At 69.2% G+C, this 26341-nt stretch carries 27 protein-coding genes; 15 read left to right on the top strand and 12 right to left on the bottom strand.

From position 1 onward, the window contains the following. Window positions 1-39: 39 nt before the first annotated feature. The gene (locus tag V7Z82_RS05100; protein WP_334148673.1) at window positions 40-579 is read right to left on the bottom strand and encodes a small multidrug efflux protein; all 540 of its coding nucleotides are present in this window, start codon (window positions 577-579) and stop codon (window positions 40-42) included. Window positions 580-736: 157 nt separating this feature from the next. Here V7Z82_RS05100 and V7Z82_RS05105 point away from each other — a divergent pair, with 157 nt between their 5' ends. From V7Z82_RS05105 to thrC, 4 genes are all read left to right on the top strand, one after another. Continuing rightward, window positions 737-1936, top strand: a complete 1200-nt coding sequence (locus tag V7Z82_RS05105) for a sensor histidine kinase (RefSeq protein ID WP_334148676.1) — start codon at window positions 737-739, stop codon at window positions 1934-1936. After that, window positions 1933-2535, top strand: a complete 603-nt coding sequence (locus tag V7Z82_RS05110) for a response regulator transcription factor (protein WP_334148678.1) — start codon at window positions 1933-1935, stop codon at window positions 2533-2535. The genes V7Z82_RS05105 and V7Z82_RS05110 overlap by 4 nt, the downstream gene beginning before the upstream one ends. A 55-nt stretch (window positions 2536-2590) precedes the next feature. Continuing rightward, on the top strand, window positions 2591-3085 hold the full coding sequence (locus V7Z82_RS05115; protein WP_334148680.1) for a methylated-DNA--[protein]-cysteine S-methyltransferase: 495 nt from the start codon (window positions 2591-2593) through the stop codon (window positions 3083-3085). Between the two features lie 87 nt (window positions 3086-3172). Then, window positions 3173-4576: a threonine synthase gene (thrC, locus tag V7Z82_RS05120; protein WP_334148682.1), complete on the top strand. Its 1404-nt coding sequence runs from the start codon at window positions 3173-3175 to the stop codon at window positions 4574-4576. Between the two features lie 12 nt (window positions 4577-4588). Here thrC and V7Z82_RS05125 read toward each other — a convergent pair whose 3' ends face one another. The 3 genes from V7Z82_RS05125 to V7Z82_RS05135 all read right to left on the bottom strand — a co-directional run bounded on the left by V7Z82_RS05125 (window position 4589) and on the right by V7Z82_RS05135 (window position 6476). Continuing rightward, window positions 4589-4999, bottom strand: coding sequence for a VOC family protein (locus V7Z82_RS05125; protein ID WP_334148684.1), 411 nt, complete (start codon window positions 4997-4999; stop codon window positions 4589-4591). A 107-nt stretch (window positions 5000-5106) separates the two neighbouring features. Beyond that, window positions 5107-5373: a glutaredoxin family protein gene (locus V7Z82_RS05130; protein WP_334148686.1), complete on the bottom strand. Its 267-nt coding sequence runs from the start codon at window positions 5371-5373 to the stop codon at window positions 5107-5109. 92 nt (window positions 5374-5465) lie between these two features. Beyond that, window positions 5466-6476: an FUSC family protein gene (locus V7Z82_RS05135; protein WP_334148688.1), complete on the bottom strand. Its 1011-nt coding sequence runs from the start codon at window positions 6474-6476 to the stop codon at window positions 5466-5468. A gap of 62 nt (window positions 6477-6538) precedes the next feature. Between V7Z82_RS05135 and V7Z82_RS05140 the strand changes: the two genes are divergently transcribed. After that, window positions 6539-7873 (top strand): M20/M25/M40 family metallo-hydrolase, encoded by a 1335-nt coding sequence (locus V7Z82_RS05140; RefSeq protein ID WP_442927588.1) that lies wholly within the window; start codon window positions 6539-6541, stop codon window positions 7871-7873. Window positions 7874-7930: 57 nt separating this feature from the next. Then, entirely contained in the window at window positions 7931-9391 is a 1461-nt protein-coding gene (locus tag V7Z82_RS05145) for an MFS transporter (protein ID WP_334148692.1), read from the top strand. 20 nt (window positions 9392-9411) lie between these two features. Here the strand turns inward: V7Z82_RS05145 and V7Z82_RS05150 are convergent, their stop codons facing one another. From V7Z82_RS05150 to V7Z82_RS05165, 4 genes are all read right to left on the bottom strand, one after another. Next, window positions 9412-9780: a hypothetical protein gene (locus V7Z82_RS05150; RefSeq protein ID WP_334148694.1), complete on the bottom strand. Its 369-nt coding sequence runs from the start codon at window positions 9778-9780 to the stop codon at window positions 9412-9414. A 173-nt stretch (window positions 9781-9953) separates the two neighbouring features. Beyond that, complete coding sequence (locus V7Z82_RS05155) at window positions 9954-11123, bottom strand: RtcB family protein (protein ID WP_334148696.1); 1170 nt, start codon at window positions 11121-11123, stop codon at window positions 9954-9956. Between the two features lie 269 nt (window positions 11124-11392). After that, entirely contained in the window at window positions 11393-11797 is a 405-nt protein-coding gene (locus V7Z82_RS05160) for a VOC family protein (protein WP_334148698.1), read from the bottom strand. Between the two features lie 32 nt (window positions 11798-11829). Continuing rightward, window positions 11830-12597 (bottom strand): siderophore-interacting protein, encoded by a 768-nt coding sequence (locus tag V7Z82_RS05165; RefSeq protein ID WP_334148700.1) that lies wholly within the window; start codon window positions 12595-12597, stop codon window positions 11830-11832. A 101-nt stretch (window positions 12598-12698) separates the two neighbouring features. Here V7Z82_RS05165 and V7Z82_RS05170 point away from each other — a divergent pair, with 101 nt between their 5' ends. From V7Z82_RS05170 to V7Z82_RS05185, 4 genes are read left to right on the top strand one after another with little or no spacing between them, the layout of a single operon-like run. After that, a complete protein-coding gene (locus tag V7Z82_RS05170) occupies window positions 12699-13688 on the top strand; it encodes a siderophore ABC transporter substrate-binding protein (RefSeq protein WP_334148702.1) in 990 nt (329 codons plus the stop codon). A 53-nt stretch (window positions 13689-13741) separates the two neighbouring features. Further along, window positions 13742-14731 carry an ABC transporter permease gene (locus tag V7Z82_RS05175; protein WP_334148704.1) on the top strand — a complete coding sequence of 330 codons (990 nt, stop codon included), beginning with the start codon at window positions 13742-13744 and terminating at the stop codon, window positions 14729-14731. A gap of 4 nt (window positions 14732-14735) precedes the next feature. Then, window positions 14736-15755 (top strand): iron chelate uptake ABC transporter family permease subunit, encoded by a 1020-nt coding sequence (locus V7Z82_RS05180; RefSeq protein WP_334148705.1) that lies wholly within the window; start codon window positions 14736-14738, stop codon window positions 15753-15755. Next, on the top strand, window positions 15752-16507 hold the full coding sequence (locus tag V7Z82_RS05185; RefSeq protein ID WP_334148707.1) for an iron ABC transporter ATP-binding protein: 756 nt from the start codon (window positions 15752-15754) through the stop codon (window positions 16505-16507). The genes V7Z82_RS05180 and V7Z82_RS05185 overlap by 4 nt, the downstream gene beginning before the upstream one ends. A 15-nt stretch (window positions 16508-16522) precedes the next feature. Here the strand turns inward: V7Z82_RS05185 and V7Z82_RS05190 are convergent, their stop codons facing one another. The 3 genes from V7Z82_RS05190 to V7Z82_RS05200 are packed head-to-tail and all read right to left on the bottom strand — an operon-like array spanning window position 16523 to window position 18486. After that, entirely contained in the window at window positions 16523-16729 is a 207-nt protein-coding gene (locus V7Z82_RS05190) for a hypothetical protein (protein ID WP_045279151.1), read from the bottom strand. Between the two features lie 36 nt (window positions 16730-16765). Continuing rightward, window positions 16766-17725: a DNA-3-methyladenine glycosylase family protein gene (locus tag V7Z82_RS05195; protein ID WP_334148712.1), complete on the bottom strand. Its 960-nt coding sequence runs from the start codon at window positions 17723-17725 to the stop codon at window positions 16766-16768. Between the two features lie 44 nt (window positions 17726-17769). Beyond that, window positions 17770-18486, bottom strand: a complete 717-nt coding sequence (locus tag V7Z82_RS05200; protein WP_334148714.1) for a winged helix-turn-helix domain-containing protein — start codon at window positions 18484-18486, stop codon at window positions 17770-17772. A 329-nt stretch (window positions 18487-18815) separates the two neighbouring features. Here V7Z82_RS05200 and V7Z82_RS05205 point away from each other — a divergent pair, with 329 nt between their 5' ends. From V7Z82_RS05205 to V7Z82_RS05225, 5 genes are all read left to right on the top strand, one after another. Next, entirely contained in the window at window positions 18816-19124 is a 309-nt protein-coding gene (locus tag V7Z82_RS05205; protein ID WP_334148716.1) for a GNAT family N-acetyltransferase, read from the top strand. Between the two features lie 54 nt (window positions 19125-19178). Next, on the top strand, window positions 19179-19646 hold the full coding sequence (locus V7Z82_RS05210; protein ID WP_334148718.1) for a DIP1984 family protein: 468 nt from the start codon (window positions 19179-19181) through the stop codon (window positions 19644-19646). 335 nt (window positions 19647-19981) lie between these two features. Further along, the gene (locus V7Z82_RS05215; RefSeq protein WP_334148720.1) at window positions 19982-21427 is read left to right on the top strand and encodes an MFS transporter; all 1446 of its coding nucleotides are present in this window, start codon (window positions 19982-19984) and stop codon (window positions 21425-21427) included. A 112-nt stretch (window positions 21428-21539) separates the two neighbouring features. Next, the gene (locus V7Z82_RS05220) at window positions 21540-22709 is read left to right on the top strand and encodes an exonuclease SbcCD subunit D (protein ID WP_334148722.1); all 1170 of its coding nucleotides are present in this window, start codon (window positions 21540-21542) and stop codon (window positions 22707-22709) included. Next, complete coding sequence (locus V7Z82_RS05225) at window positions 22709-25735, top strand: SMC family ATPase (RefSeq protein ID WP_334148724.1); 3027 nt, start codon at window positions 22709-22711, stop codon at window positions 25733-25735. The genes V7Z82_RS05220 and V7Z82_RS05225 overlap by 1 nt, the downstream gene beginning before the upstream one ends. A gap of 21 nt (window positions 25736-25756) precedes the next feature. Here the strand turns inward: V7Z82_RS05225 and V7Z82_RS05230 are convergent, their stop codons facing one another. Next, on the bottom strand, window positions 25757-26314 hold the full coding sequence (locus V7Z82_RS05230; RefSeq protein WP_334148726.1) for a phosphorylase family protein: 558 nt from the start codon (window positions 26312-26314) through the stop codon (window positions 25757-25759). Window positions 26315-26341: the final 27 nt, after the last annotated feature.

Raw genomic sequence — 26341 nt, forward strand, 5'->3', positions numbered from 1 at the left:
ATACAGTGCATGCTGACCATTTGACCAGCGAGCGAGCGATCAGCGGATCGCGTAGATCGCGCTCGAGACGATGACCGTGACGACCGTCGTCCAGCCGATGATGGCGAGGGCCTGCCAGAACAGGACGCGAGCCTTGCTGATGCCGGCGGCCGCGAGCATCGTGGCCGTGAAGTGCGTCGGCAGCAGCAGCGGGCCGAGCAGGCTGACACCGGGGACGCCGTACCGGGTGAATGCGCGCTGGAACTTCTCGCGGCGTGCGGCCTTCCGCGCGGAGTCAGCCGAGACGACGCTCTCGTCGATGATCGTGCCGTCGGATGCGACGCTCTGGCGAACCCGCGAGCGGTTCACGATCGCCTGTCGGGCGCCGGAGCTCGCGAGCACCAGGACCGCCACGCAGACGAAGTTGCCGACGATGGCGGCGATCGCTGCGACGACGGGGTTGATGCCGCCGATGATGCCGATGCCGGCCGCGCCCTCTCCCTCGATGAAGGGGATCGCGCCGGCGAGCGCGACGATGAGTGGCTGCACGAGCTCAGGCACCTGTGCGACGAGGTTCTGGAAGGTCTCGATCAGGTTCATGATGATGCTCCTGGAAGGTCGATGCCGACGGGATGTCCGTCGTGATGCATCCAGTTCATCGCTTCCGGCGCGCCCCGGTAAGTGCCGGGGTGTCACCGACTCGCGGACATATCGCACGTCGACTGCGTGACAAGTGTCACGCCCGTATCGTGGGGGCGTGAACAGTGGGATCGAACGCATCGCCGTGGAGCCGACGCCTGGCGCGCGTCAGCTGTCGCGCGGAGTCACCGCGACCTGGTGGTACACCGCTTCTGCGGTGCTCATCTTCGAACTCGCGATGACACTGTCGTGGACGTTGCTGGCCCTCGGGAGCACGCGCCACGATGTCGCGGCACTCGTGATCGCGGCAGGCGGCCTGGTCTGGACCTCGTCCACCGTGATCCTGCTCATCGACTATCGCCATCGCCTCGATGCAGAGCCGGGAGTCGCCTGGCGGCGTCTCGCGCTGCCGATGCTCATCGCCGTCGCCTACGGTGCCGCCGCGGGACCGCTGCTCGGCAGCTGGGAGCTCGCGCTGATGCCCGTGCTCCAATCGCTGATCCTGTTGAACTGGCCACGCGGCGTGCGTCTTCGCGTCGTCATCGCGGCGACGCTCGTGCTCGTGGCACTCAGCATCGTCGACGTCTCGCGCGGGACGTTCGGGGCCGGCGTCGGCTGGTGGGTGCCGGTGGGATACGGTGCGCTGCTCCCGATCATGACCGTCAGTTCGCTGTGGTGGTGGGACGTCCTGGTCACGCTCGACCGTGCCCGCGCCTCCGAGGCGAAGCTCGCAGCCACGCAGGAGCGGCTGCGCGTCGCCACCGATGTGCACGACCTGCAGGGCCACCATCTCCAGGTGATCGCGCTGCAGCTCGAGCTCGCCGAGCGGCTCATGAACCGCGACCCCGCGGCCTCGCTCGAGCAGCTCCAGCTCGCGAGGGCGAGCGTCGACGACGCCCGCCAGGGCACGCGCGACCTCGCGACGCGCTTCCGCTCGGTGCCGCTGGGCGACGAGCTCGCGAACGCGCGTGATCTGCTGACGGCTGCGGGACTCGCGGTGGAGTCCGACATCGCAGCGGATGCCGATGCGGCACCGGCAGGCGATCTGGGACCTGTGATCCGGGAGACCACGACCAACGTGCTCCGGCACGGCGGCGGCCACCGCGCCCGTCTCGAACTCCGGCGCGACGGCGACGGGTGGCGGTACATGATCGCGAACGATGTGCACGGCGAAGCCGAGGTGCGGGCAGACGGTTCGGGCCTGGACGGCATCCGTCGCCGGATCGCCGAAGCCGGGGGCACGATCGATGTCGTCCGCGGCCAGGACGAGTTCGCGGTCGCCGTCACGGTACCGGCAGCGGATGGAGTGACGCGATGATCCGAGTGCTGCTCGCCGATGACGAGGGGATGATCCGCTCCGCCCTCGCAGCGCTGCTGCGTCTGGAGGATGACATCGAGGTCGTAGCCGAATGCGCTGACGGGGAGCAGGCCGTCGCGGAGGCGCTGCGTCTGCTGCCGGATGTCTGCCTGCTCGACCTCGAGATGCCTGGCCTCGACGGCGTGCAGGTCGCCGAGAAGCTCAACCGCACGATCGCGACGCGCTGCGTGGTCGTCACCCGGCACGCCCGCCCAGGGGTGCTGCGTCGGGCGCTGGCCTCGGGCGTCGCAGGATTCCTGCCCAAGTCGCGCGGCGCAGACGAAGTCGCCGCGGTGATCCGTCGGGTCGCCGCCGGTGCCCGTTACGTCGATCCGGAGATCGCAGCGGACGCCTTGAGCGACGAGCGCTCACCGCTCACCGACCGAGAGCTCGACGTGCTGCGCGCAGGGCGCCGCGGCGAGACGACGGGGCAGATCGCCCGCGCGCTCTCGCTGGCTCCCGGCACGGTCCGCAACCACATCTCCACGATCCTCGGCAAGCTCGCGGTCGCCACCCGTCAGCAGGCGGTGCTCATGGCGGAGGAGCGCGGCTGGATCTGAGCGGATGCCCGCAGTGCGGTAGGGGTATGTCGGCCGTCGGGGGTACCCTCTCCGCATGCCCGCCTTCGCCACGCTGCCGACGCCCGTCGGAACGATCGGCGTCGTCAGCGACGGCACGGCGATCACCCGGGTGACCTGGCGATCCGAGCCTCCGGCCGACACGATGTCCGGAGGCGACGCGCTGCTCGACGAAGCGCTCGCGCAGCTGCGCGCGTACTTCGACGACCGGCTGCGCGTCTTCGATCTCCCGATCGACCTCGGCGAGCAGACCCAGGCGACCAGGGCGGTGCTCCTCGCATTGTTCGAGACGGTCGAGCACGGCGAGATCGTCACCTACGGCGGGCTCGCGGCGCGCAGCGGCACGACGGTCCCCGCCCGCGGGATCGGCTCGATCATGGGTGCGAATCCGGTGCCGCTCATCGTGCCGTGCCATCGGGTCGTGGCCGGCGATGGTCTCGGCGGGTATTCAGGCGGCGCGCCAGGTGAGGGTCTCGCGACCAAGCGCTGGCTGCTGGAGCACGAGGGCGTGCTGCCTCGCTCGCTGTTCTGAGCGCTCAGCGGCATCCGTCATCGGGTCATCGGGGCTCACCGCGGCCTGAGAGAATGGACACGCCGAGTCCCGATCCGAGGAGCCAACGTGCAGTTCATCTCCACCCGCGGTGGCATGCAGCCGCAGCCGTTCAGCGAGACGCTGTTGGAGGGCCTCGCGCCCGACGGGGGTCTCGCGATCCCCGAGACGATGCCGACGGTGAACGCCGAGACGCTCGAACGCTGGCGCGCACTGACGTATCCGCAGCTCGCCGCCGAGGTGCTGGGACTGTTCGCGACCGACATCCCGCGCGAAGACCTCGCGCGCATGACGGAGGCCGCGTACGCGGACTTCCCCGAGAGCGTCGTTCCCCTCCGCTCGATCGGCGACGGCATCACGCTGGTCGGCCTGTCCGAGGGGCCGACTCTCGCGTTCAAGGACATGGCCATGCAGTTCCTCGGCCAGGTGCTCGAGTACACGCTCGAGCGCAAGGACTCGGTCCTCAACATCCTCGGCGCGACCTCCGGAGACACCGGCTCAGCGGCCGAGCACGCGCTGCGGGGCAAGGAGCGAGTGTCGGTCTTCATGCTGTCGCCGCAGGGGCGCATGAGCACGTTCCAGCGCGCACAGATGTTCTCGCTCGCCGATGACAACGTGCACAACATCGCGATCGAGGGCGTCTTCGACGACTGCCAGAACCTCGTCAAGCACCTCGCCGGCGATCTGGAGTTCAAGCGCTCGCAGCATCTCGGCGCCGTGAACTCGATCAACCTGGCGCGCATCACCGCGCAGACCGTCTACTACTTCTGGGCCTGGCTCCGGGCGACGGATGCCGGCGGATCCACTGCGGTGTCGTTCACGGTGCCGTCCGGGAACTTCGGCAACATCCTGTCCGGATTCTTCGCGAAGCAGATGGGGCTGCCGATCCGGCGGCTCGTGCTCGCCGCGAACGAGAACAACGTGCTCGACGAGTTCTTCCGCACCGGCGTCTATCGCCCCCGGAGCGCCGCCCAGACGCTCGCGACCTCGAGCCCGTCGATGGACATCTCGAAGGCCTCGAACCTCGAGCGCTTCATCTTCGAGCTCGTCGGGCGCGACCCGCAGCGGGTCGTGACGGCGTGGCGCGAGCTCGACGAGCAGGGCTTCGTCGACTTCACCGACGAGCAGCCCCGGTTCGCGGAGGAGTTCGGCATCGTCAGCGGCACCAGCACGCATGCAGATCGTCTCGCGACGATCCGCTCGGTGTACGAGACGGTCGGTGAGACGATCGACCCGCACACGGCGGACGGCGTGAAGGTCGCTCGCGAGCACATCGAGGACGGCGTGCCGATGCTCGTGCTCGAGACCGCCAAGCCGCAGAAGTTCGCCGAGACGATCCGCGAGGCGATCGATGTCGAGCTCGACTACTCGCCCGAGCTCCAGCAGATGCTCGATGCGCCGCAGCACGTGACAGAGATGGACGACGACGAGCACGTGCTCCGTTCGTTCATCGCGGCGCACGCCCTGCGCTGAGCGGCACCAGGCTCACTCCGGATCGCCGTGCAGCATCCACGGGATGCCGAACCGGTCGATCAGCATGCCGAACGTCCCGCCCCAGGGCGGGACGTCGAGCGGCATCGTGACGGTCCCGCCGGCGGACAGCTGATCCCAGACCTCCTGCGTCCTCGCTTGGGAGTTGCCGCTCAGTGACACCGAGAAGCCCTGCGGCTTCTCGTAGGGCATCCCGTCCGGGGTGTCCGATGCCATGAGCACGAGTCCCTCCGGCGTGGTCACCTGACCGTGCATCACGAGATCCTTCTGGCTCGGGTCCTGCACCATGTCGGGGAACTCTCCGAACACGTTGATCGCGAGCTCACCGCCCAGAACCCCGTGGTAGAACTCCAGCGCCTCCCTCGCTTCGGTGCGGAACGAGAGGTATGGATTGAGATTCGCCATGATGACTCCCCAGAGGTAGGGCGGATCCGCCCGGTCGGGCCGGATGCACGCTCATTCTGCGCCGGGCCGGTTGCCTCCGCAAGGGGATGTGGTGGCCGTCCCTTCGGTCAGTTCGGGAGCGCCTTGACCGCTGCCGTCAGCACCTGCGGGACGGTCGGGACGCCCTCCGCACGGAACACCTGGGCGCCGCTGTCATCGCGGATGATGACGGTCGGCGTGAAGCGGATGTCGAGGGCCTCGGCGGCATCCGGTTCGCGCGCCACGTCGATCTCCGTGATGGTGGCGTCGGGCAGGAAGCGCACCGCATCAGCGAGCACAGCGCGGGTGCGCGAGCACGCGCCGCAGAACGCCGACGTCACCAGCGTGAGTTCCATGTTCGTCTCCCCCGACGCCGTCTGCCGCTCCGCAGGGTGCAACCACTCGTCACGGCGCGGTGTTCCCGCAGGCCTCCCGACCGGCGCCGGAGTCACGCGTCGCGGGCAGCGGCCCGCGGGTGCAGCACTCCAGAGGCTGCGCCGAGCACCGCACCCACGAGCGTGTCGACGATCCGCTCGCCGGCGACGTCGAGCGAACCGATGCTTCCCGTCGCCGCCCCGGTCAGCAGCAGGACGAGCGGTGTGATGAAGACGAGGGCGAGCGCGTAGTGGCGGACGACCACGAGCTCGATCGAGAACTGCAGAGCGCCGAGCAGGAGCGCCAGCCAGATCCCGGCCGGGTGCAGCAGGGCGAGCAGGATGTAGACGCCCGCGCCGACGACGGTGCCGAGCATCCGGTGCAGTCCACGCTGGAATGCGGCTCGCCGCGCGGCCGCGACGCCGATCACGGCGACGGCCGAGCCGACGATCCAGTACGTGCGCTCCGGATCGACCACGAGTCCCAGCAGTACGCCGACGATCGAGACGATCACGACCCTGAGCAGCAGCATCCGGGAATCGGAGGTCAGCGCGGGCCCCGGGAGCAGCTCCCGCAGCGGGCGGGCGGGGATGCGGCGGATGCGTCCGAGCGCGAGCGGGGTGAGCGCGATGAGATACGAGAACAGGCAGCCGCCGGCGAGGGCAGCCAGGTAGACGAGCGGGTCGATCGCCCCGGTGCCGACGACATGCGCTGACAACCCGTAGACGAGTACGAAGAAGAGCGGCCCTGGCGGGCCGAGGCGGAACGCGAAGGCCAGGGTCGCACTCACGGTCGCGACCACGACGACCCCGATGCTGACCACCAGCGCGTTGCCGGCGACCAGGATGCCGAGTGCGGCGCTGACCACGAGTGCGAGCCCGACCAGTGGCAGGATGCGCGCCCGGTCGACGACCGCGGCAGAGCCCGCATAGAGCACGGTGAACGCCCCTGAGGCGGCGACGTACCCGAGCGGAGCCTGTCCGAGCAGCGTCATCACCGCGATCGGCAGCGCGATGCCGATCGCCGCCTGGGTTGCAAGGGGCCACCGGGGTCCTCGGGACGGGGCGAAGGCGAACAGGCTCACCCATCCATTGTCCTCCCGTCGCACGCTCGGTCTCGCGCGCGCACCTCGATACGATGACGAACGTGACCTCACCCACCGTGCGCCCCGGCATCGATGAGCGACTCGCCCGCATGATCCAGCTGCCGACCGTCTCGGCAGAGCTCGAGCAGCGGGGCGCAGAGCCGTTCGAGGCGTTCGTGGCGCTGCTCGCCGAGCTGTATCCGCTCGTGCATGCGAACCTCGAGCTCGAGCGGCACACCGATCTCGGTCTCCTGTTCCACTGGAAGGGACGTGCGGCGGCGGATGGTCCGCTCGTGCTGATGGCGCACTTCGACGTGGTGCCGGTCGACGAGAGCGATGCCTGGACGCATCCGCCGTTCGCCGGGGTGATCGCCGACGGCGTCGTCCACGGACGCGGCGCCCTCGACGACAAGGGGCCGCTGATCGTGGTGATGGAGGCCGTCGAGAACCTGCTGGCCGACGGCTTCGTTCCGGCGCGCGACGTGTATCTCTCCTTCGGTGGCAACGAGGAGACCTACGGTCACGCCGCCCAGGAGATCGCGGCCGCTCTGCGCGGACGCGGCATCGTGCCGTGGCTCGTCGTCGACGAGGGCGGAGCGGTCGTCGACGCACCGCTGCCGTTCGTGCCGGGCCGCGCCGCCATGATCGGCGTGGGCGAGAAGGGTGTCATGACCGTGCGGCTCTCCGCGCGCGGTGACGGCGGGCATGCGTCGGCGCCGCCGTCGCTCACCGCCGTCCGGCGCATCGCCCGAGCCGTCGATCGACTCGGCCCCACCACGTTCCGGCCACGTGCATCGACAGCGGTGCTGCGGATGCTGACACGCCTCGCCGACGAGACCCCTGGGCCCGCTCGGCATCTGCTTCGGCTGCTCGGCTCGGCACCGCTGGTGACCGCACGACTGTTCGCAGCACTCGGCGGTGAGCCGGCTGCGCTGGTCCGCACGACGGTCGCGCCGACCATGCAGTCCGGCGGCACCGCCGCCAACGTGCTCCCGTCGCAGGCGTCGGCGACCGTGAACCTGCGCATCGCCCTCGGCGAGACGACGCAGCGCACCGTGCTGCGGGTGCGCCGGCGCATCCGGGATCCACTCGTGTCCGTCGAGGTCGTCGAGGCGAGCGAGCCGTCCCCCGAATCCTCGACCGAGAACGCGCAGTTCGCGCTGCTCGCCGATGCGCTCGCCGTGTCGCACCCCGGCATCCCGGCGGTGCCGTACGTGATGATGGCGGCAACCGACGCACGGCATTTCCATCGGTTCTCGCCCGCCGTCTACCGCTTCGCGCCCCTCGAGATGTCGAACGCGCAACGCGCCTCCATCCACGGCGTCGATGAGCACGTCGAGGTCGCTGCGCTGGAACGGGGGGAGCGGTTCCATCGCGCCCTCCTCGAACGGCTATAGGGTGATCTCACCCGCCCCTCGACTCGCTCCGGGGCCGACACAGGAGCAGGAGATGCGATGACGCGCACCCGCACGCTGGGAACACTCGCCGCGGTCGTCGGCTACCTGGCCTTCGTCGAGTTCACCAGCGGTGTGCTGCAGGGGTACTACACGCCCATGCTCTCTGACATCGCCAGGCATCTCGGCATCCACGACGCCGATGTGAACTGGCTCGAGGGCACACAGCTCATGCTGTCAGCGCTCGTGGTGCCGGCGTTCGCGAAGCTCGGCGACATGATCGGCCACAAGCGGATGCTGCTCATCTCGACCGCCCTCACCGCGGCCGCTGCGCTGGTGCTGCCGTTCACGGATTCGTTCGAGGTGTTCCTCGTCGCGTGGGCGCTGATGGGGTTCTACGTCGTGTGGCTGCCGCTCGAGATCGCGCTCATCTGGTCGCGCTCGCGGCGGATGGAAGGTCGCTCGACGATCACCGCCAAGGCCGCGGGACTGCTGGTCGCCGCGCTCGAGGGCGGCGCGATCATCGGTGCACTCGTCGGCGGCGCATTGATCGACGCGCTGCCGCTGACCGTCGTGCTCCTGGTGCCGGCTGTACTGATCGTGATCTGCTTCTTCGTGATCCTGTTCGGCGTCAAGGAGTCGCCGGAGCCGACCGGCGGTGTGTTCGACACCGTCGGCCTCATCCTCATCTCGCTCGCGCTCGTGTGCTTCACCGGTGGGCTCAGCCTGCTCCGCCTCGAGGGCGGACTGGCGAACCCGTGGTCGTGGGCTGTCGTCGCACTCGGTCTGCTGCTCGTGGTGCCGTTCGTCCTGTGGGAGCTTCGTCACGATGACCCGCTGATCGATGTGCGCATGTTCCGCTCGCCCGCCCTCGGCCCGGTGTTCCTCACTGCAGGGCTCTTCGGCGTGAGTGTGCTCGGCGCCCAGGCGCCGCTGTCGACCTTCGCCCGCACCGACCCCTCGGTCTACGGCTACGGCCTCGGGACCACCGGCTTCGCCACCTCGCTCATCATCGGCGTCTACCTGGTCGCGATGATCGTGGGCGCGCTGTCGTTCCCGCTGTTCGCGCGTCGGCTGTCGCCACGGCTGACGCTGATGGGGGCATCGATCCTCGTCGGTCTCGGCTTCCTGCTGTTCCTGCCGAACCATGACACCTACGGCCAGGTCATCGCGAACATGGTCATCGTCGGCCTCGGCTCGGGCGCACTGGTCGCCGCGCTGCCTGCTGCCGCAGCCTCTGCGGCACCGGCGACGCAGACCGGCGTGGCCACCGGCTTGACGAACTCGGTCAAGACCGTCGGCGGCGCGATCGCCTCGTGCGTGTTCGGGATCGCGTTGCTCAACGGCGTCGTGTCGACCGCCGGAGGCGGCGAGGGCACGGCGGGTTCACTCGCCGGCTACTTCACGGTCTGGATCGTGTGCGGCGTGACCGCGCTGATCGCGGCCGTGGCTCTGCTGTTCGTGCCGAAGACCGCGTTCACCGACCGGACGGTCGAGGTCGACGTCGCGCCGATCGTCTGACCGTGCGGTGACGTCTGCGCTCAGTCGCGATCGAAGCCGAAGGTGTGCTTCACGAGCGCGTGCACCTCGGTATCCAGTCCCTTGAGTTTCGCATCCATGGTGTCGAAGCGGGCGTTCATCTCGCTGCGGAGCCCGGTGATCTCGCCTCGGAGCTCTCCGCGCAGCGCACCGATCTCTGCACGGAGCTCGCCGCGGAACTCGCTGCGGAGCCCGCCGATCTCGCCGAGGACCTCGTGGCGGAGCCCGCCGATCTCGCCGAGGACCTCGTGGCGGAGCCCGCCGATCTCGGCACGGACCACGCGGATGAACAGCGTGGACACCACCGTGAGCATGCCGAACATCAGTGCCGTGAGGGAACCGATCATCGTCCAGATCTGCGCGTCGTTCATGAAGCCCACCTTCGTATGGTCGCACCGGTGCATGCACTGTGCCACTGCCCGAACCAGGGGTTCTCGTGCGGGCGCGGGATCAGTGACGAAGTACAGGAATCGACGCTCTGTGCAGGATGAGTGCGCCACCGGACGGGTGGTGGACGAGCATCCACCACCCGCCCAGTGCGAGCTCAGTCCCCCTTCACGTTGACGAGCTGCCGCAGCGTGTGTCGGATCGACACGAGGCTCGCGGCATCCGCCATCACCTGGTCGATCGGCTTGTACGCCTGCGGGATCTCATCGATGAAGGCGCTCGTGTCGCGGAACTCGATCCCGGTCATCGCCTCCCGCAGCTGCTCGTGCGTGAACGTCTTCCTGGCCGCCGACCTGGAGTACTCCCGGCCGGCGCCGTGCGGCGAGGAGTGCAGCGACTGCGGGTCGCCGAGTCCTTCGACCACGTACGAGGCCGTCCCCATCGAACCGGGGATGAGCCCGGGCCGACCCGCATCCGCCTGGATCGCGCCCTTCCGGGAGACCCACACCTGCTTGCCGCCGTGCTTCTCCGATTCGGTGAAGTTGTGGTGGCAGTTGATGCGCTCCTGCTCGTCGACCGCCGTGCCGAGGAACTCCGACATCTGCCGTACGACCCGGTCCATCATCTCCTCCCGGTTCAACAGGGCGAAGTGCTGTGCCCACCGCAGCTCTCGGATGTATCGGCTGAACTCCGGCGTGCCCTCGATCAGGTACGCCAGGTCGGGGTCGGGGAGGTCGATCCACCACTGCTTCGCCAGGCGCTGTGCGACGGCGATGTGGTGTCCGGCGATCTTGTTGCCGACGCCTCGCGAGCCCGAGTGCAGGAACAGCCAGACCCGGTCGAGCTCATCGACCGACACCTCGATGAAGTGGTTGCCGGACCCGAGCGTGCCCAGCTGCAGCCGCCAGTTCCCGGCGTACTGCGCGGGGTCGAACCCGTTCTTCTCGGCGAGCGCTTCGAGCTCGGCGATCCGGGGCGCGGCGGTCGCGACGACCTTGTTGTTGTACCGGCCGGCCGAGAGCGGGATGGCGCGCTCGATCTGCTCCCGGAGTCCGGCGAGTTCGCGACCGTCGAGGTCGCTCTTCGTGAACCGGGTGCGGACGGCGATCATGCCGCAGCCGATGTCGACACCGACGGCGGCGGGGATGATCGCCCCGAGTGTCGGGATGACCGACCCGACGGTCGCGCCCTTGCCGAGGTGCGCATCCGGCATCAGTGCCAGGTGCGGGTGGATGAACGGCATGCGTGCCGTGGTGTGCGCCTGCGCGAGTGTCTTCTCGTCGATCAGCGACGCCCACGACAGCAGCCGTGCGGAGAGCCTCTCCATGATTCCTTTCCTTCTGTGGGTGCCAGGCACAGGTCGGGGATGCAAAAGAAAACGCCCCGGACCTGACGGTACGAGGCGTACGAGCAGCGGATGCTGTCAGACGGCGCGCGCCGGAGGGTACGACTCGTAGCGGTCGTTGCGCTTCGGCTGAAGCGCCTCGACCGCGGCGAAGGGAAGGTTCCGCAAGGCGGTCATCCGTCGTCTCCTCGGCTGGCGTGCTGCGCCGGTCGGCACAGCTTTCCGAGAATAGGGGGCGACACGCCCGGGCGTCAAGCCTGCGCTCGTGGCGGGTTGTACATGAACTCGATGCGGATGCCGTCGGCGTCCTCGACGAACGATGCGTAGTAGCGCTCGCTGTACCGCGGGTACTCCTTCGGTTCGCGCACGGCGGTCCAGCCGGCATCCAGCGCGACCGCGTGGAGTCGATCGACCTCATCGCGAGAATCCATGGCCCACGCCAGATGCTGCCAGCCGACGCGGCCGTGCCGGTGCGGAGCGGTGTCCTCGTCCCACACGTAGAGGATCATCTCGGTCTCATCGCCGTTGTTCCACGAGATCGAGTGGTCGTCCTCCCCACCGCGCTGATAGCCGAGCGCCGTGAGGACCGGATGGAACTGTGCGCGTCCCCGCTCGAGGTCGGCGACGGTGATGCCCAGGTGATCGAGAAGTGCCATGCGCCCAGTCTTCCAGCGGGGCGGATGCCGCACTAGTGCGGCGCGTGGTACTCGGCTTCGCCGCGCTTCCAGTAGCCCTTCACGACGGCCTTCGCCGCATCGACACCCCAGCGCTCCAGCAGCGCGCGGCCGGGCTTGACGATCGACTGCTCTGCGGCGATGAAGACGAACGGGTCGTCACCGACGCGGTCGTCTCCGCTCAGGCCACCGAGGAACTCGATCAGCGCGGATCCGGATGGCGCGGCTCCACGGTGCAGCCACTCGACGCCGACCGGCGCATCGATGTCGATCTCTCGCCCGGCGGACACCGTCTCGATCACGATGCGTGCGTCCGCATCAGACGGCATGAGCGCGGCGAACCGGCGGATGGCGGGGATCGCCGTCTCGTCGCCGACCAGGAACCACGAGCCAGGCGTGCCGGACAGGACGGCGGATCCGCGGGGACCGCCGACGCCGATCGAGGAGCCGAAGGGGGCGGCGGCAGCCCAGGGCGCGGCGACGCCGGCATCCCCGTGCACCGCGAACTCGACGTCGAGCCAGTCCTCGCCCCAGGCGAGCGGCGTGTACTCGCGGCTCGGCGCCGCGCGCAGCTCCTCGACGGATTCGACTGGGCCGTTCGGGAAGAACAGGCGCATGTGGTCATCGGCGCCGGGGGAGTCGAAGCCGGCGAGCTCCACGCCCGAGAGCCGTACACGGACGAAGTCGGGTGCGAGCCATTCGCGAGCCGTCAGGGTGACCGTGCGGAAGCGCAGATCCAGGCCGCGACGTTCGATGGAGAATCCGATTTGCGTCTCGCTCATAAGGTAAGGCTAACCTATATCTCGGGCGTTGGTCATGAACCTCTCGCTCACACAGCCGGCGCTCGTCGAGCGCGACACCCCCGCAGAACAGGAGTCTCTCCATGTCCATGCCCAGAACTCTCACCGCACCGAGCATCGGTCTCGTCGGCCTCCTCGCACTCGCCGGATGTGCATCCGGCAGTGCTGGTGACGCGACCGAGACCGCCGCAGCGGTCGACTCGGTCACGATCGAGGACAACACCGGCGAGCACGAGATCGCCACCCCGCCGGCATCCGTCGTCGCCCTCGACAACCGCACGTTCCAGACGCTGTCCGACTGGGACGTCGAGCTCGCCGGTGGCGCGGTCGCGCTCATGCCCGAGACCGTCTCGTACGTGACGGACGACGCGATCGTCGACATCGGTCTGCACAGCGAGCCGAACCTCGAGGCGATCGTCGCGGTCGAGCCGGACCTGATCATCAGCGGACAGCGGTTCACCCAGCACAACGAGGCCATCGCCGATCTGGTGCCCGACGCCACGATCATCGACCTCGAGCCGCGTGAGGGCGAGGCCTTCGACGCCGAGCTCATCCGTCAGACCACAGTGCTCGGCGAGATCTTCGGCAAGCAGGATGAGGCCGAGAAGCTCGTCGACGACTTCGAGGCGGCCGTGGAGCGTGCCAAGGCGGCGTATGACGATGCCGACACCGTGATGGCCGTCAACACCTCTGGCGGTGCCATCGGCTACCTCGCTCCGACCGTCGGCCGCTCGCTCGGCCCGGTGTACGACATCCTCGGCCTGACCCCGGCCCTCGAGGTCGACGATGCCAGCGACGACCACCAGGGTGACGAGATCTCGGTCGAGGCCATCGCGGCATCCGACCCCGACTGGATCCTCGTGCTCGACCGGGACGCCGTGTTCGCGGCAGAGACCCCTGACTACGTGCAGGCCGCCGAGATCATCGAGAACTCCGAGGCGCTCACCGCCGTGACGGCTGTGGCCGACGACCAGATCGTCTACATGCCGACGGACACGTACCTGAACGAAGGCATCCAGACGTACACGACGTTCTTCAACGATCTGGCTGACGCCCTCGAGAAGAGCGCCTGAGCCGAAGCGACAGCGGCGGCATCCGACGGCATCGGATGCCGCCGCATCCCCTCATGACCTCCACCACCGTTCCTCGCACGCCGTCCCGTTCGCCGGGCCGGTTGTTCGACGCGAAGCTGCTCATCGGGCTGCTCGTTGTCATCGCACTGCTCGTGGTCTCGCTCTTCACCGGGGTCTACGACATCGCCGGTGCCGCCGACGGCGCCGAGATGTTCCAGATCACCCGCGTCCCCCGCACGATCGCGCTCGTGCTGGCCGGCGCCGCGATGGCGATGTCGGGCCTCGTGATGCAGCTGCTCACCCAGAACCGCTTCGTCGAACCCACCACGACCGGCACCACCGAGTGGGCCGGCCTCGGCCTGCTCACCGTGATGGTGCTCGTGCCGCAGCCGTCGATCCCGCTGCGCATGGCCGGCGCCGTGATCGCGGCCTTCATCGGCACCATGGTGTTCTTCGCGTTCCTGCGTCGCGTCTCGCTGAGATCCTCGCTGATCGTGCCGATCGTCGGCATCATGCTCGGCGCGGTCGTCGGCGCCGTGTCGACGTACTTCGCCCTCGTCACCGACTCGCTGCAGAACCTCGGCGTGTGGTTCGCGGGCAGCTTCACCTCGGTGCTCCGCGGGCAGTACGAGATGCTGTGGATCGTCGCGGCGGTCGGCGTCGTCGTGTTCCTGGTCGCCGATCGCCTGACCATCGCCGGACTCGGCGAGGAGATCGCGACCAACGTCGGCGTGGACTACAACCGCATCATCCTGCTCGGCACGATCCTGATCGCGATCTCGACCGGCGTCGTCACCGTGGTCGTCGGCAATCTCCCGTTCCTCGGGCTGATCGTGCCGAACATCGTCGCGATGGTGCGCGGTGACGACCTGCGCAGCAACCTGCCGTGGGTGTGCCTGCTGGGGGTTGCGATCGTCACTGTCTGCGACATCATCGGCCGGACGATCATCATGCCGTTCGAGGTGCCGGTGTCGCTCATCCTCGGCATCGTCGGCGCCGTCGTGTTCATCCTGCTCCTCCTGCGGCAGCGTCGTCGTGGCTAGGGCCGTGCAGCAGGAGCTCTCTGATCGCACCGCCGGTGCGTTCGTGAACGCGCGAGCGCGGCGGCGCTACATCCTCGTGCTCGCGGCCCTGGTGGTGGCCTCGATCGTGTTCGGGGCCGGTGTGCTGGCCTGGGACAACCCGATGCCGTTCGGCTCGGAGGGCTTCTGGCGCATCGCGAAGCACCGCACGACCAACGTCACGGTGATGGCGATCGTCGCGGTCGCCCAGGCCGTCGCGACTGTGGCGTTCCAGACCATCGCGAACAACCGCATCATCACCCCGTCGATCATGGGCTTCGAGTCGCTGTACCGCGTCGTGCAGACCACCACCGTGTACCTGTTCGGCGTCGCCGGTCTGGTGGCCATCCAGGGGCTGTGGCAGTTCGGGCTGCAGATCGTGATCATGGTGGGCCTCGCCATGGCGCTGTACGGGTGGCTGCTCTCCGGGCGGTACGGCAACCTGCAGATCATGCTGCTGATCGGCATCATCATCGGGGGCGGGCTCGCCGCGATCTCGACGTTCATGCAGCGACTGCTCACGCCGAGCGAGTTCGACGTGCTCGCCGCTCGGCTGTTCGGGAACGTCTCGAACGCCGACGCCTCGTATCTGCCGCTCGCCATCCCGCTGTGCGTCGCGGCCGCCGCGCTGCTGTGGATGCGCTCGCGTCGCCTGAACCTGATGTCGCTCGGACCGGACGCCGCGCGGTCTCTCGGACTCGACCATCGGAGGGAGCAGCTGTCGGTGCTGTTCCTGGTGGCGGTGCTGATGGCGACGTCGACCGCACTCGTCGGGCCGATGACCTTCCTCGGCTTCCTCGTGGCGACGCTGGCCTACCAGTTCGCCGACACCCATGACCATCGACTGATCTTCCCGGTGGCGGTGCTCACGGCGTTCACGATCCTCGCCGGTGCCTACTTCGTGATGAAGAACGTGTTCTACGCGCAGGGCATGGTGTCGATCCTCATCGAGCTCGTCGGCGGTGCGGTCTTCCTCATCGTCATCCTCAGAAAGGGGCGACTGTGATCGCACTCGACGGCGTGCGCCGTGACTACAGCAGCGAGGTCGCGATCGGTCCGGTCGATCTGCAGATCCCGACGGGCGGCATCACCGCGCTGATCGGCCCCAACGGAGCCGGCAAGTCGACGCTCTTGACGATGATCGGGCGGCTGAACGGGATGGACGCGGGGTCGATCGAGATCGGCGGCTACGACGTCGCCTCCACGCGTTCGGCCGATCTGGCGAAGATCGTGTCGATCCTGCGTCAGGAGAACCACTTCGTCACCCGTCTCACCGTGCGGCAGCTGGTCGGCTTCGGGCGGTTCCCGCATTCGAAGGGACGGTTGACGCGGGCGGATGAGGCCGTGATCAGCCAGGCCATCGACTTCCTCGACCTCGGCGACCTCGAGAGGCGCTACCTCGACGAACTCTCCGGCGGACAGCGGCAGCGCGCCTACGTCGCGATGGTGCTGGCGCAGGACACCGAGTTCGTGCTGCTCGACGAGCCGTTGAACAACCTCGACATGCGTCACGCCGTGCAGATGATGCAGCATCTGCGGCGGGCTGCCGAAGAACTCGGACGGACGATCGTGATCGTGCTGCACGACATCAACTTCGCGGGGCACTACGCGGATCACATCTGTGCGATGAAGGACGGCGCGGTGGTGGAGTTCGGTCCGCCGGCGCAGATCATGACCGATGAGGTGCTCACCCGGGTCTTCGAGACGCCGGTGCAGGTGGTGGACGGGCCGACGGGTCCGCTCGCGGTCTACTACTGAGGGCCCTGGCCCGGCTCAGAGCTCGATGCCGTGGTCCTCGTCGTTGACACCGGCGTTGTGCCCGCGGCGCGACTCGTAGCCGAGGAACCATCCGATCCAGACGATCGCGGCGAGCAGCAGCCCAAGCCAGACGTTCTGGAAGATCAGACCGATGACGACGCCGAGCACGAGCAGCCCGATCGTGACGAGCAGGCGGAGACCGAGACGACGGCGTGCGTTCATGCCCTCAGCCTAGGCCGTGTCCTGATCGACGACGGCTCAGCGGTCGCGGTGGTCTTCGGGGGCGAGGCGCGGACCGCGACGCGGCTCCATCACGCCGCTCGCGTGGATCAGCCGCACCACCCGCTGCCGGTGGCCGGCCCAGGGGGCGAGGAGCTCGAGCATCCCGTCGTCGTCGGTGCGGGTGCCGGTGAGCACGTAGCCGACCTGGTGGGCGAGGTGGTAGTCGCCGACACTCACCGCATCGGGATCGCCGAGCGCACGGATGCGGGTCTCGGCCGATGTCCACACGCCGACGCCGGGAAGGCTGGTGAGCACCCGGTCGCGGTCGGGGCCTGTCGAGGCGGATCGCATCGCGCGTTCGATGCTGTCGCCGCGCTGCGCCGCGCGGACGATGGTCTTGGACTGCGGAGGCTCGACGCCGGCGCGCTGCCACGTCCACGACGGGATGAGGCGCCAGGCAGAAGGAGGGGGAGCGGCGAACATCGGACGCGGGGTCGGACCGGGTGCTCGCTCGCCGACCCGGGAGACAAGGAAGCGCCAGGCGCCGAACGCCTGCATACCGGTCACCTTCTGCTCGATGATCGCGCAGGCGAGCGCGTCGAAGACCTCGTCGGTTCGCGTGAGGCGAAGGCCAGGGTTGCGGCGAGCGGTGTCGGCGATGAGCGGGTGCCCCGAGGGGTCGAACCCGGTGGCATCGTCATCCGCACCGCAGAGCCTCGGGACGCGGTCGAGTGCGTCTGCGGCTCCAGCGCCCCAAGCGGTGGCACGGACCTCGTCGCCGACCGATCGAAGCGCGAGGGTGGCGACGCCGGACGGAGTACGCAGCGCACGCCAGATCACACCGCCCTCGATCACGGTCGTCGGGTCGGTCCTCCCTCGGCGGAGCATGCCGACCGTGCGGACGAGATCGAGCGGATGCCGCGGTCGATAGACGGTCTCCTGCGGCGTGCCATGGGTCGCGGCGCCGGCCGCTCCGGCATCCGCTGTCATCGTCATGCGCCCACCCTACGTCGGGCGTCTGACAGTGACGGGCGGTGCGATCAGAAGCGGTCGGGCGAGGGCGTGCCGTGGCCGTAGCGGATCACGACGTCGGCGTGCCGGTCGAACCGGTAACCGATACCGCGCACCGTGCGCACGATGTCCTCGTAGCGGCCGAGCTTGGCCCGCAGCCGACGCACGTGCACGTCGATCGTGCGCTCGCCGGGGGTCTCGTCGTCCTGTGCCTGCCAGAGGGCCGAGACGAGCTCGGAGCGCTCGATCGTTCGTCCTTCGCGGAGCACGAGGTACTGGAGCAGCTCGAACTCCTTGTAGGTGAACGCGGCGGATTCGCCGTCGATCAGCACGCGCTTGCGGGAGATGTCGACCACGACGCCGCCTTCGACGTCGGCGGTCTCCTCCTCGGCTGCCGCCTTGGTGCGGGCGATCGCGCCCGGCTCCTGCAGGGCGAGGCGAACGACGTCGAGGTCGCGGCCGCCGGAGCCGTGCGGCGCGAGGGCGACGGTGGCGTGGGTCTCGGCGCCGGGGGCGAGCTCGGCGAGCGTTCGGCGCAGTGCGTCGACGAGGAGCGGGAGGCTGACGCCGGCTTCCGCCGCCTTGATCTCGTCGAGACCGACGTAGAGGGCGAAGCCACGGGGGGAGCGGACGGCAGGGAGATCTGCGGCGGCTGTCGACAGCGGAGCGGAGGGCTCAGGCTGCGAGTTGGTGGTGTTGATCACGGCGGGGGCGGTGGGACGCTCGAGAATTGCGGTGTTCGACATGATGATGAAGTCCTCAGGACGAGTGAGCCGATTCGGCTCTGATGCGTTGCATGAATGACCGGGCGGGGCCGGGAAGCGAGCAGAGGGTGGATGCTCGGGGACTCGGAGTTCGCAGATCGCGATTCACCGGGTCGTGCGGGGTGGCTGATCGTTCAGCTACACATTCGGCAACACATGCCAACGCGACCGGGCATCATCATCCCGGCAGTCCTGTTCGCCTCCTGGGCGGACAAAGGGCTTGCGTTGGTGGTCATGGGGGGATTATGTCCGATCGTGTCGGCCCGTGTCAAAACGACGACATCCTCGATGGGCGGGCGTACCGTGGAACGATGAGCACTTCGACGCTTGCCGCCGGCTTCATCCTCACCGACGAGAAGGATGCCTCGCGCTACACGCTGACCCGGGACGGGCAGCTGGTCAGCGTGTTGGACTATCGCGACGACGGGCACACGGTGGCCCTCACGAGAGCCTTCACGATCCCGACTTTCCGGGGCCACGGCTACGCAGGGACGGTCACGGAGGGCGCTGTCGCCGACCTGCTGGAACGCGGCGACCGCAAGGTCGACGCCGTGTGCTGGTACGTGGCCGACTGGTTCAGCGCGCACCCCGAGCACGCGCATCTGCTGCGCGCTCGCTGACCCGCAAGGCGTGTGACGCTGTGTTACACGCGCTCCTCCTGTCAGGATGAGGGCATGAAACTCGCAGAGGCACTCACCGCCCGAGCCGATCTGCAGCGTCGTATCGAGCAGCTGCGCGCTCGCATCACGTCCAACGCCCGGTACCAGGAAGGCGAGGAGCCGGCAGAGGATGCCGCGGCCCTGCTCGTCGAAGCAGACGCCGACCTGGCGCAGCTGCGCGACCTGATCCGCCGGATCAACGCCACGAACGCGCGGCTCGACCTCGGTGCGGACGGCACCATGACCGATGCACTCGCGGCGCGCGATGTGTTGCGTCTGCAGCACTCGCTGCTGGCGGATGCCGCGGCGGCGGCCTCCGGATCGAACGACACCTTCCAGCGTCAGATGCGATCGGAGCTGCGGAAGATCTCCGCGCTGCCGGTGGCAGAGCTGCGCGCCAGGGCAGACGCGGTCGCACAGGAGCTGCGGGAACTCGACAACCGGATCCAGCAGGCGAACTGGCTCCACGACCTGGAGGGCTGACGCAGGAGAGCGGAAGTCGGTAGTCACGACGAAGCGGGCACACCCCCAGCCGGAGGGGCAATTCCGGCTCCTGTCGGGCGGAGGGCAGCCCAGATCTCGCATCGCGCAGCCCAGCACGCCGCACAGGTGACAGCGCACAGCGCACCATGTATCACCACGTGTCGATCGTCATGACGAGGGTGGGTCAGGGGACCTTCCGCTCACGGACCTGCTGGACGCAGGCATAGGATGGACGTCTGCTCGGTCACGTCGACCGAGGTGGTCAGGCGCCATCGGCGCGCTGGTCCGAGGCTCGAAACCTCCGGCATCCGTCACCAGACACCGGAGGTTTTTCCATGTCTTCTTCCCTGCGCTCCCGCCCTCAGACCCGATGGTGGGGGCTCATCGTCCTCTCGTTGACGCAGCTCGTCGTCGTCCTCGACGGCACCATCGTCAACATCGCACTGCCACGCGCCCAGGCCGCGCTCGATCTCACGGACGGGCAACGTCAGTGGGTCGTCACCGCGTACGCGCTCGCCTTCGGCGCGCTGCTCCTGCTCGGCGGTCGGATCGCCGACTACGTGGGCCGCAAGCGCATCTTCATGGTCGGCATGCTCGGCTTCGGCGCGGCATCCCTCTACGGCGGTCTCGCCCAGCAGGGGTGGGAGCTCATCCTCGCCCGCGGTCTGCAGGGGGCGTTCGCGGCACTGCTGGCTCCTGCAGCGCTCGCCCTGCTGACGGTGACCTTCCCATCTGGTCGTGAGCGCAACACGGCGTTCGCGGTGTTCGGGACCGTCGCAGGCACCGGGGCCGCTGTGGGGATGCTGCTCGGTGGCGTCCTCACCGAGTTCACCGACTGGCGCTGGTGCCTGCTCGTCAACCTCTTCTTCGTCGTGATCGGCGTCGTCGGCGGCGCGATCGTGCTCACCGAGAGCAGGGCCGAGGGCGACAACCGCTACGACGTGTGGGGCGCGGTCACCGTGACCCTCGGTCTCGGAGTGCTCGTCTACGGATTCACGCTCGCCGAGAACGGGTGGGCGAATCCGCTGACCATCGCGTTCCTGGTGATCGGCGCCGCGCTGCTCGGTCTCTTCGTCTGGGTGGAGAGCAGGGTCTCCCAGCCACTGCTGCCGCTGCGGGTCGTCGCCGATCGGGTGCGCGGTGGCGCGTTCCTGATCCAGGGCATCGCGGGCGCGATCATGATCGGCGCCACCGTCTACCTCACGTTCCACCTGCAGTTCGTGCTCGGGATGGGCGCGTTCCAGGCGGGGCTGGCGAGCCTGCCGCTGCCGATCGCGACGATGGTGATCGCCCCGATCGCGACCAAGCTGCTTCCGGTGATCGGGCCGCGGCCGATGCTGATCGTCGGACCGCTGATCGCGGCGGTCGGCCTGTTCACGCTCTCCGGCATCACGCCGGACGGCGCATATCTCGTGCAGATCGCACCGGCGCTGGCGCTGCTCGGCATCGGCATGGGCTTCGTCTTCATCCCACTGCAGAACCTCGCGCTGTCCGGTGTCGCCCCGCACGACGCCGGCGTGGCATCGGCGGTCGCGAACTCCGCGATGCAGATCGGCGGATCGATCGGACTCTCGGTGTTCACTGCCGTCTACGCGGCCTCGGTCGGCGGGCACTCGCAGGCCGATGTCTCTCCCCAGGGACTGACCGATGCCTACGGCTGGACGTTCATCGCGGCGTCGATCCTGATGGTCGTCGCGTCCGTCATCGCAGCACTCATGGTGCGCGGGACGAAGGACCAGCTCCTTCCGACGCAGGGAGATGCGGTGCCGGCCGCGCACTGATCCGGTGCCGCGGCATCCGCAGACCGGCGATTCCCATCGGATCCGGCGGTCGGGAACGGATGCCGCGGCACGCCTCGGACCGAATGTCGGTGGTGCTTCGTACCGTGTGAGTATGCGAATCCTGCACACCTCCGATTGGCACATCGGCCGCACCTTCCATGGTTCATCGACCATGGATGCGCTGGCCGAGGTGCTCGGAGCGCTCACCGAGCAGGTTCGCGAGCATGCGGTCGACGTCGTGATCGTCGCCGGCGACGTCTTCGACTCGGCGACGCCGTCCGCGGCCGCGTACACACTGCTCGGCGATGCGCTCGTCGGGCTGCACGGCACCGGTGCGACCGTGATCGTCACGAGCGGCAACCACGACTCGGCTGCGCGGCTCGGCTTCCAGGCCAGGCTCCTGCGAGACGGCATCCATGTGCTCACCGATCCGCTCGCGATCGGCACCCCGGTGACGGTCGACGATGTCGACGGTCCCGTGCACTTCTTCGGCATCCCGTACCTCGAGCCGGCGATCGTTCGTCAGCACTGGCCGGAGGGGGACTCCGATGGGCGGCAGCTGCGCACGCAGGCGCAGACCATGGCGCACGCGATGCAGCTCGTCCGCGCCGGCATGACCGAGCACCCGGGGCGTTCGGTCGCGATCGCGCACTGCTTCGCGGCGGGTGTCGACGCCACGGCAGGACTCGAGCGAGAGGTCCGTCAGGGCGGTCTCGACGTCGTGCCGGTCAGCGTGTTCGACGGCCCCGACTATGTGGCGCTCGGACACATCCACGGGCGCCAGCAGCTCAGCGAGCGCGTCCGGTATGCCGGTGCCCCGCTGCACTACAGCTTCGGCGAGCAGCACAAGCCGCGCGGCTCGTGGCTCATCGACCTCGATGCCTCCGGCTTCGCCTCGGCAGCGTGGCTCGATCTGCCGGTGCCACGACGGCTCGTGACACTCACCGGCACGCTCGACGAGATCCTCTCCGCCGACAACGTCGCGGTGCATGCCGACGACTGGATCTGCGCGGTCTACACCGATGCACAGCCCCAGACCGAGCCGATGCGCCGGCTCCGTGAGCGCTTCCCGTTCTGCGCCATGGTGCAGCACCAGCCGGTGGCGACCGCCGAGAAGGACGAGCGCTCCTATTCGCAGCGGCTGCGAACCGCCGTCACCGACGTCGATCGGGTCGAGGCGTTCCTCGAGCACGTCCGGGCAGGACACGGAGCGACCGAGACCGAGCGCGCACTGATCCGCGAGGTGCTCGACGAGCGCGTGCGCGCAGACGCGCTGGTCTGATGCGACTGCGCCGCCTGGAGGTCGAGGGCTTCGGCCCGTTCCGGTCGCGCCAGATCGTCGACTTCGATGCGTTCGCGGACGACGGGATCTTCCTGATCGCAGGGCGGACGGGCGCCGGCAAGTCGAGCATCCTCGACGCAGTGTGCTTCGGACTCTATGGTGGCGTGCCGCGCTACGACGGCGGCGAGAAGCGGCTTCGCAGCGACCATTCCGGCCCGGATGACGTGTCCGAGGTCGTGGTCGAGTTCAGCACGCCGACGGGTCGCTTCCGCGTCACGCGATCGCCGGAGTATCTGCGGCCTGCCAAGCGCGGCGGAGGACTGACCAAGCAGGCCGCCGGCGTCGGCCTCGACGAGTGGACGGATGCCGGCTGGATCGGCCGCTCCGCCCGCGCCGTCGACGTCGCCAACGATCTCGACGAGATCCTGCAGCTCAGCAGGGAGCAGTTCCTGCAGGTGATCCTGCTGGCGCAGAACCGATTCTCCGAGTTCCTGCTGGCGAACAGCAAGGACCGCCAGACACTGCTGCGCCGACTGTTCGGCACGCAGCGGTTCGAGGACGTGCAGGCACGATTCGATGAGCGCCGACGCGCCGCCGAGCAGTCGCTCGGGGCCAGGACGGCGACCGTCATGGCGCGACTCGAGGAGGCCGAACGCCTCGTCGCCGGCGCTGACCTTGCCGGCGATGCCGGCGAGTCCGGCGATGCCACCGAGTCGACCGCTGACGAGCAGGCATCGGATGCCGCGGCGCCCACGCGCACGCGCACGCTGACGACAGAGGAGCGTCTCGACGAGCTTCGTCGGGCCAAGGCGCGAGCGGACTATCGAGCGGAGCGCCGCGCGTCTGAGCGCGACGAGGAGGAGAAGCGGTCGGCCGCGGCAGACGCAGCACTCGCTGCAGCGCGCGAGGAGCGCCGCGACCAGGTGGAGCGCGATCGCGCCCGCACCGCGCTGGAGCTGCTCGATGCCGAAGAGTCGCAGCTGTCCGAAGCCCGTGAGGAACTGGCGAACGCGCGCTCGGCGGAGATCCTCCGGGCGCCGATCCAGGCCGCGACGAGGGCAGCAGCAGCACTCGCCGACGCGGCTGAGGGAGCGCGAAGCGCCCGATCCGCGTGGGACCTGTTCGGCATCGTGACCGACGATCTCGACGGCTGGGGCGCGCAGCGCACTGCCGAGATCGGTGCGTGGCAACGCGCACGCATCCTGGAGGAGGAGTCGCCGACGCTCCGTGCCGAGCTGCAGCGTGCCGAGGCCGATATCGTCGCGGTCGGCGCGCGCATGGATGCCGCCGAGGTCGAACGGGGGGCGGCGCCGGCCATGCTCGCGCGACTCACCGATGAGCGGGACGAGGCTCGACGGGCTGCCGACCGTGCGCCAGATCTGTTCGCCGCGACGGCCGCGGCCGAAGCACGCTGGGCGGCGAGCCAGGAGGCCGCACGGCTCGATGACGCGCATCGGATCGCGGAGCGCGCCCTCGCCGAGACCACCGCAGCGCACGCCGACGCGCAGAGCGCACTCGCACGGCTCCGTGCGCGACGACTCGACGGATTCGCCGGAGAACTCGCCGCAGGGCTCGCCGATGGCGACGCCTGCCCGGTGTGCGGTTCGCTCGAGCATCCGTCACCGGCACCGCACACCGACCCGGTCTCGGCCGCTGACATCGAGGAAGCCGAGCGGCTCCGCGATGAGGCGGCGCAGCGAGAGCGGGATGCAGCCGCAGCATCGTCGACGCTGCGGGCGGAGCTCGCCGCGGCCGTCGCCCGCGCGGATGGACGAACCGCCGAGCAGGCGGCAGCCGAGCGCGACGCCGCCACGGCGGCGCACGCCGAGAGCATCGCTGCCGCCGAACTGCAGCGGGTGCTCGATGCGAGGCTGCAGGAGCTCGCCGCGCGGACGCAGCAGCTCGAGGCAGCGCACGCCGCAGACTCCGCCGAACTTGCTTCGGCCCGCGAGACGCGTGCGCTGCTGCTCCAGCGCGCCACCGAGTCGGAATCGACGATCGCAGAGGCGCGGGGCGATGCGCCGAGCGTCGCGGAGCGGATCGCGGCATCGACGGCACAGGTGGCCGCCGCGAGCGCCCTCGCCGACGCGATCGCCGAGCACGCGCGCCGTGAAGCCGCAGCGCGCGACGCCGTGGAGGAGCAGCGGCAGGCACTGGCGGCGTCCGCCTTCGCCGACGCCGCGGCGGCCGAGGCCGCGCTCCGTTCCGCAGCCGCGCAGGCAGCGCTCGACGCACGCATCACCGAGCATGCCGTGCGCCGCGAGAAGGAGCGCGCGATCCTGCTGGAGCTGGAACTGCGCATGCTCCCCGACGAGCTCATCGACCTCGCACCGGTCGAGCTCGCCGCGGCCGCCGCCCGATCGGCATGGACGAGCGCGGTCGACGAGGCCGCGCGCGCGGCCGGCACTGCCGAGCGACTCGACGGTCTGATCGAGTCAGCGGCATCCGAGCACGCTCGTACCGCAGACGAGGCCGCAGCCTTCGAGACGATCCGCGGCCTGGCCGACACGATCGCCGGTCGCGGGGCGAACACGCGCAAGATGACCCTGGAGACCTTCGTCCTCGCTGCCGAGCTCGAGGAGATCGTCGAGGCCGCGAACCGCCGACTCGGCGACATGTCGACCGGCCGCTACCAGCTGCAGCACTCGGATGCCCTTGCGGCACGTGGGGCGGCGTCAGGCCTCGGGATCGTCGTCTTCGACGCCTTCACCGGCCAGAGCAGGCCGGCGCAGTCGCTCTCCGGCGGTGAGACCTTCCTGAGCTCGCTCGCCCTCGCGCTCGGACTCGCCGAGGTCGTCACGGCGCGAGCCGGCGGCATCCGACTCGACACGCTCTTCATCGATGAGGGCTTCGGCTCGCTCGACGGCGACACGCTCGACGTCGCGATGCGCACGCTCGACGAGCTGCGGCAGGGTGGCCGCACGGTCGGCGTGATCAGTCACGTCGAGGCCATGCAGGAGCAGATCCCGGCGCAGCTGCGCGTGCGGGCGACCCCCGAGGGGCCGAGCATCATCGAGGCTCGCTGACGCGCAGCTGCCCAGGGCAGGTCAGACGCCGTACTCGTGGCGGATGACCTCGCGCAGCTGCACGCTGCAGCGGGCGATCGCGGCGCGGAAGTCGACGAGCGCGCCGTCCTCGGCCCGGTCCGAGATGGCTCGGAAGGCGCGGATCGGCACCCCGAACTTCTCGGCGACCCAGATGTACGCATAGGTCTCCATGTCGACCAGTCCGGCGCCAGAGGGGCGGATGACGGCCGTGATCCCGGCGTCGCCGACGAAGCTGTCACCGGTGGCGATCAGCACGCCATCGCGTCCGGTCGACACACGTGCGGGCAGTGAGACGTGCTGCCCGGCGATGCCGTCGAGATCGAACACGTCATGCTGCAGCGCGCTCCCGATCTCGTGCACGACCGCGTCGAGGTTCGGGTCGATGCCACCGGCCGTGCCGACGACCACGACCTCGGTGTACTCCTTGGCGTCGAGCGCGCGGGTGAGGGCGTAGGTGGCCTGCATCTTGCCCTCGCCGGTGACGAGCTGATCGAATCCCTCGAGCTCCTCCGGGAATGCTTCGAGTTCGGAGGCCATGGCTGCGACGAGAAGTTTCACCCCGCCATCCTGCCAGGTCGATCGGGT

The sequence above is a fragment of the Microbacterium sp. genome, assembly GCF_036823965.1.
Lineage (GTDB): Bacteria > Actinomycetota > Actinomycetes > Actinomycetales > Microbacteriaceae > Microbacterium.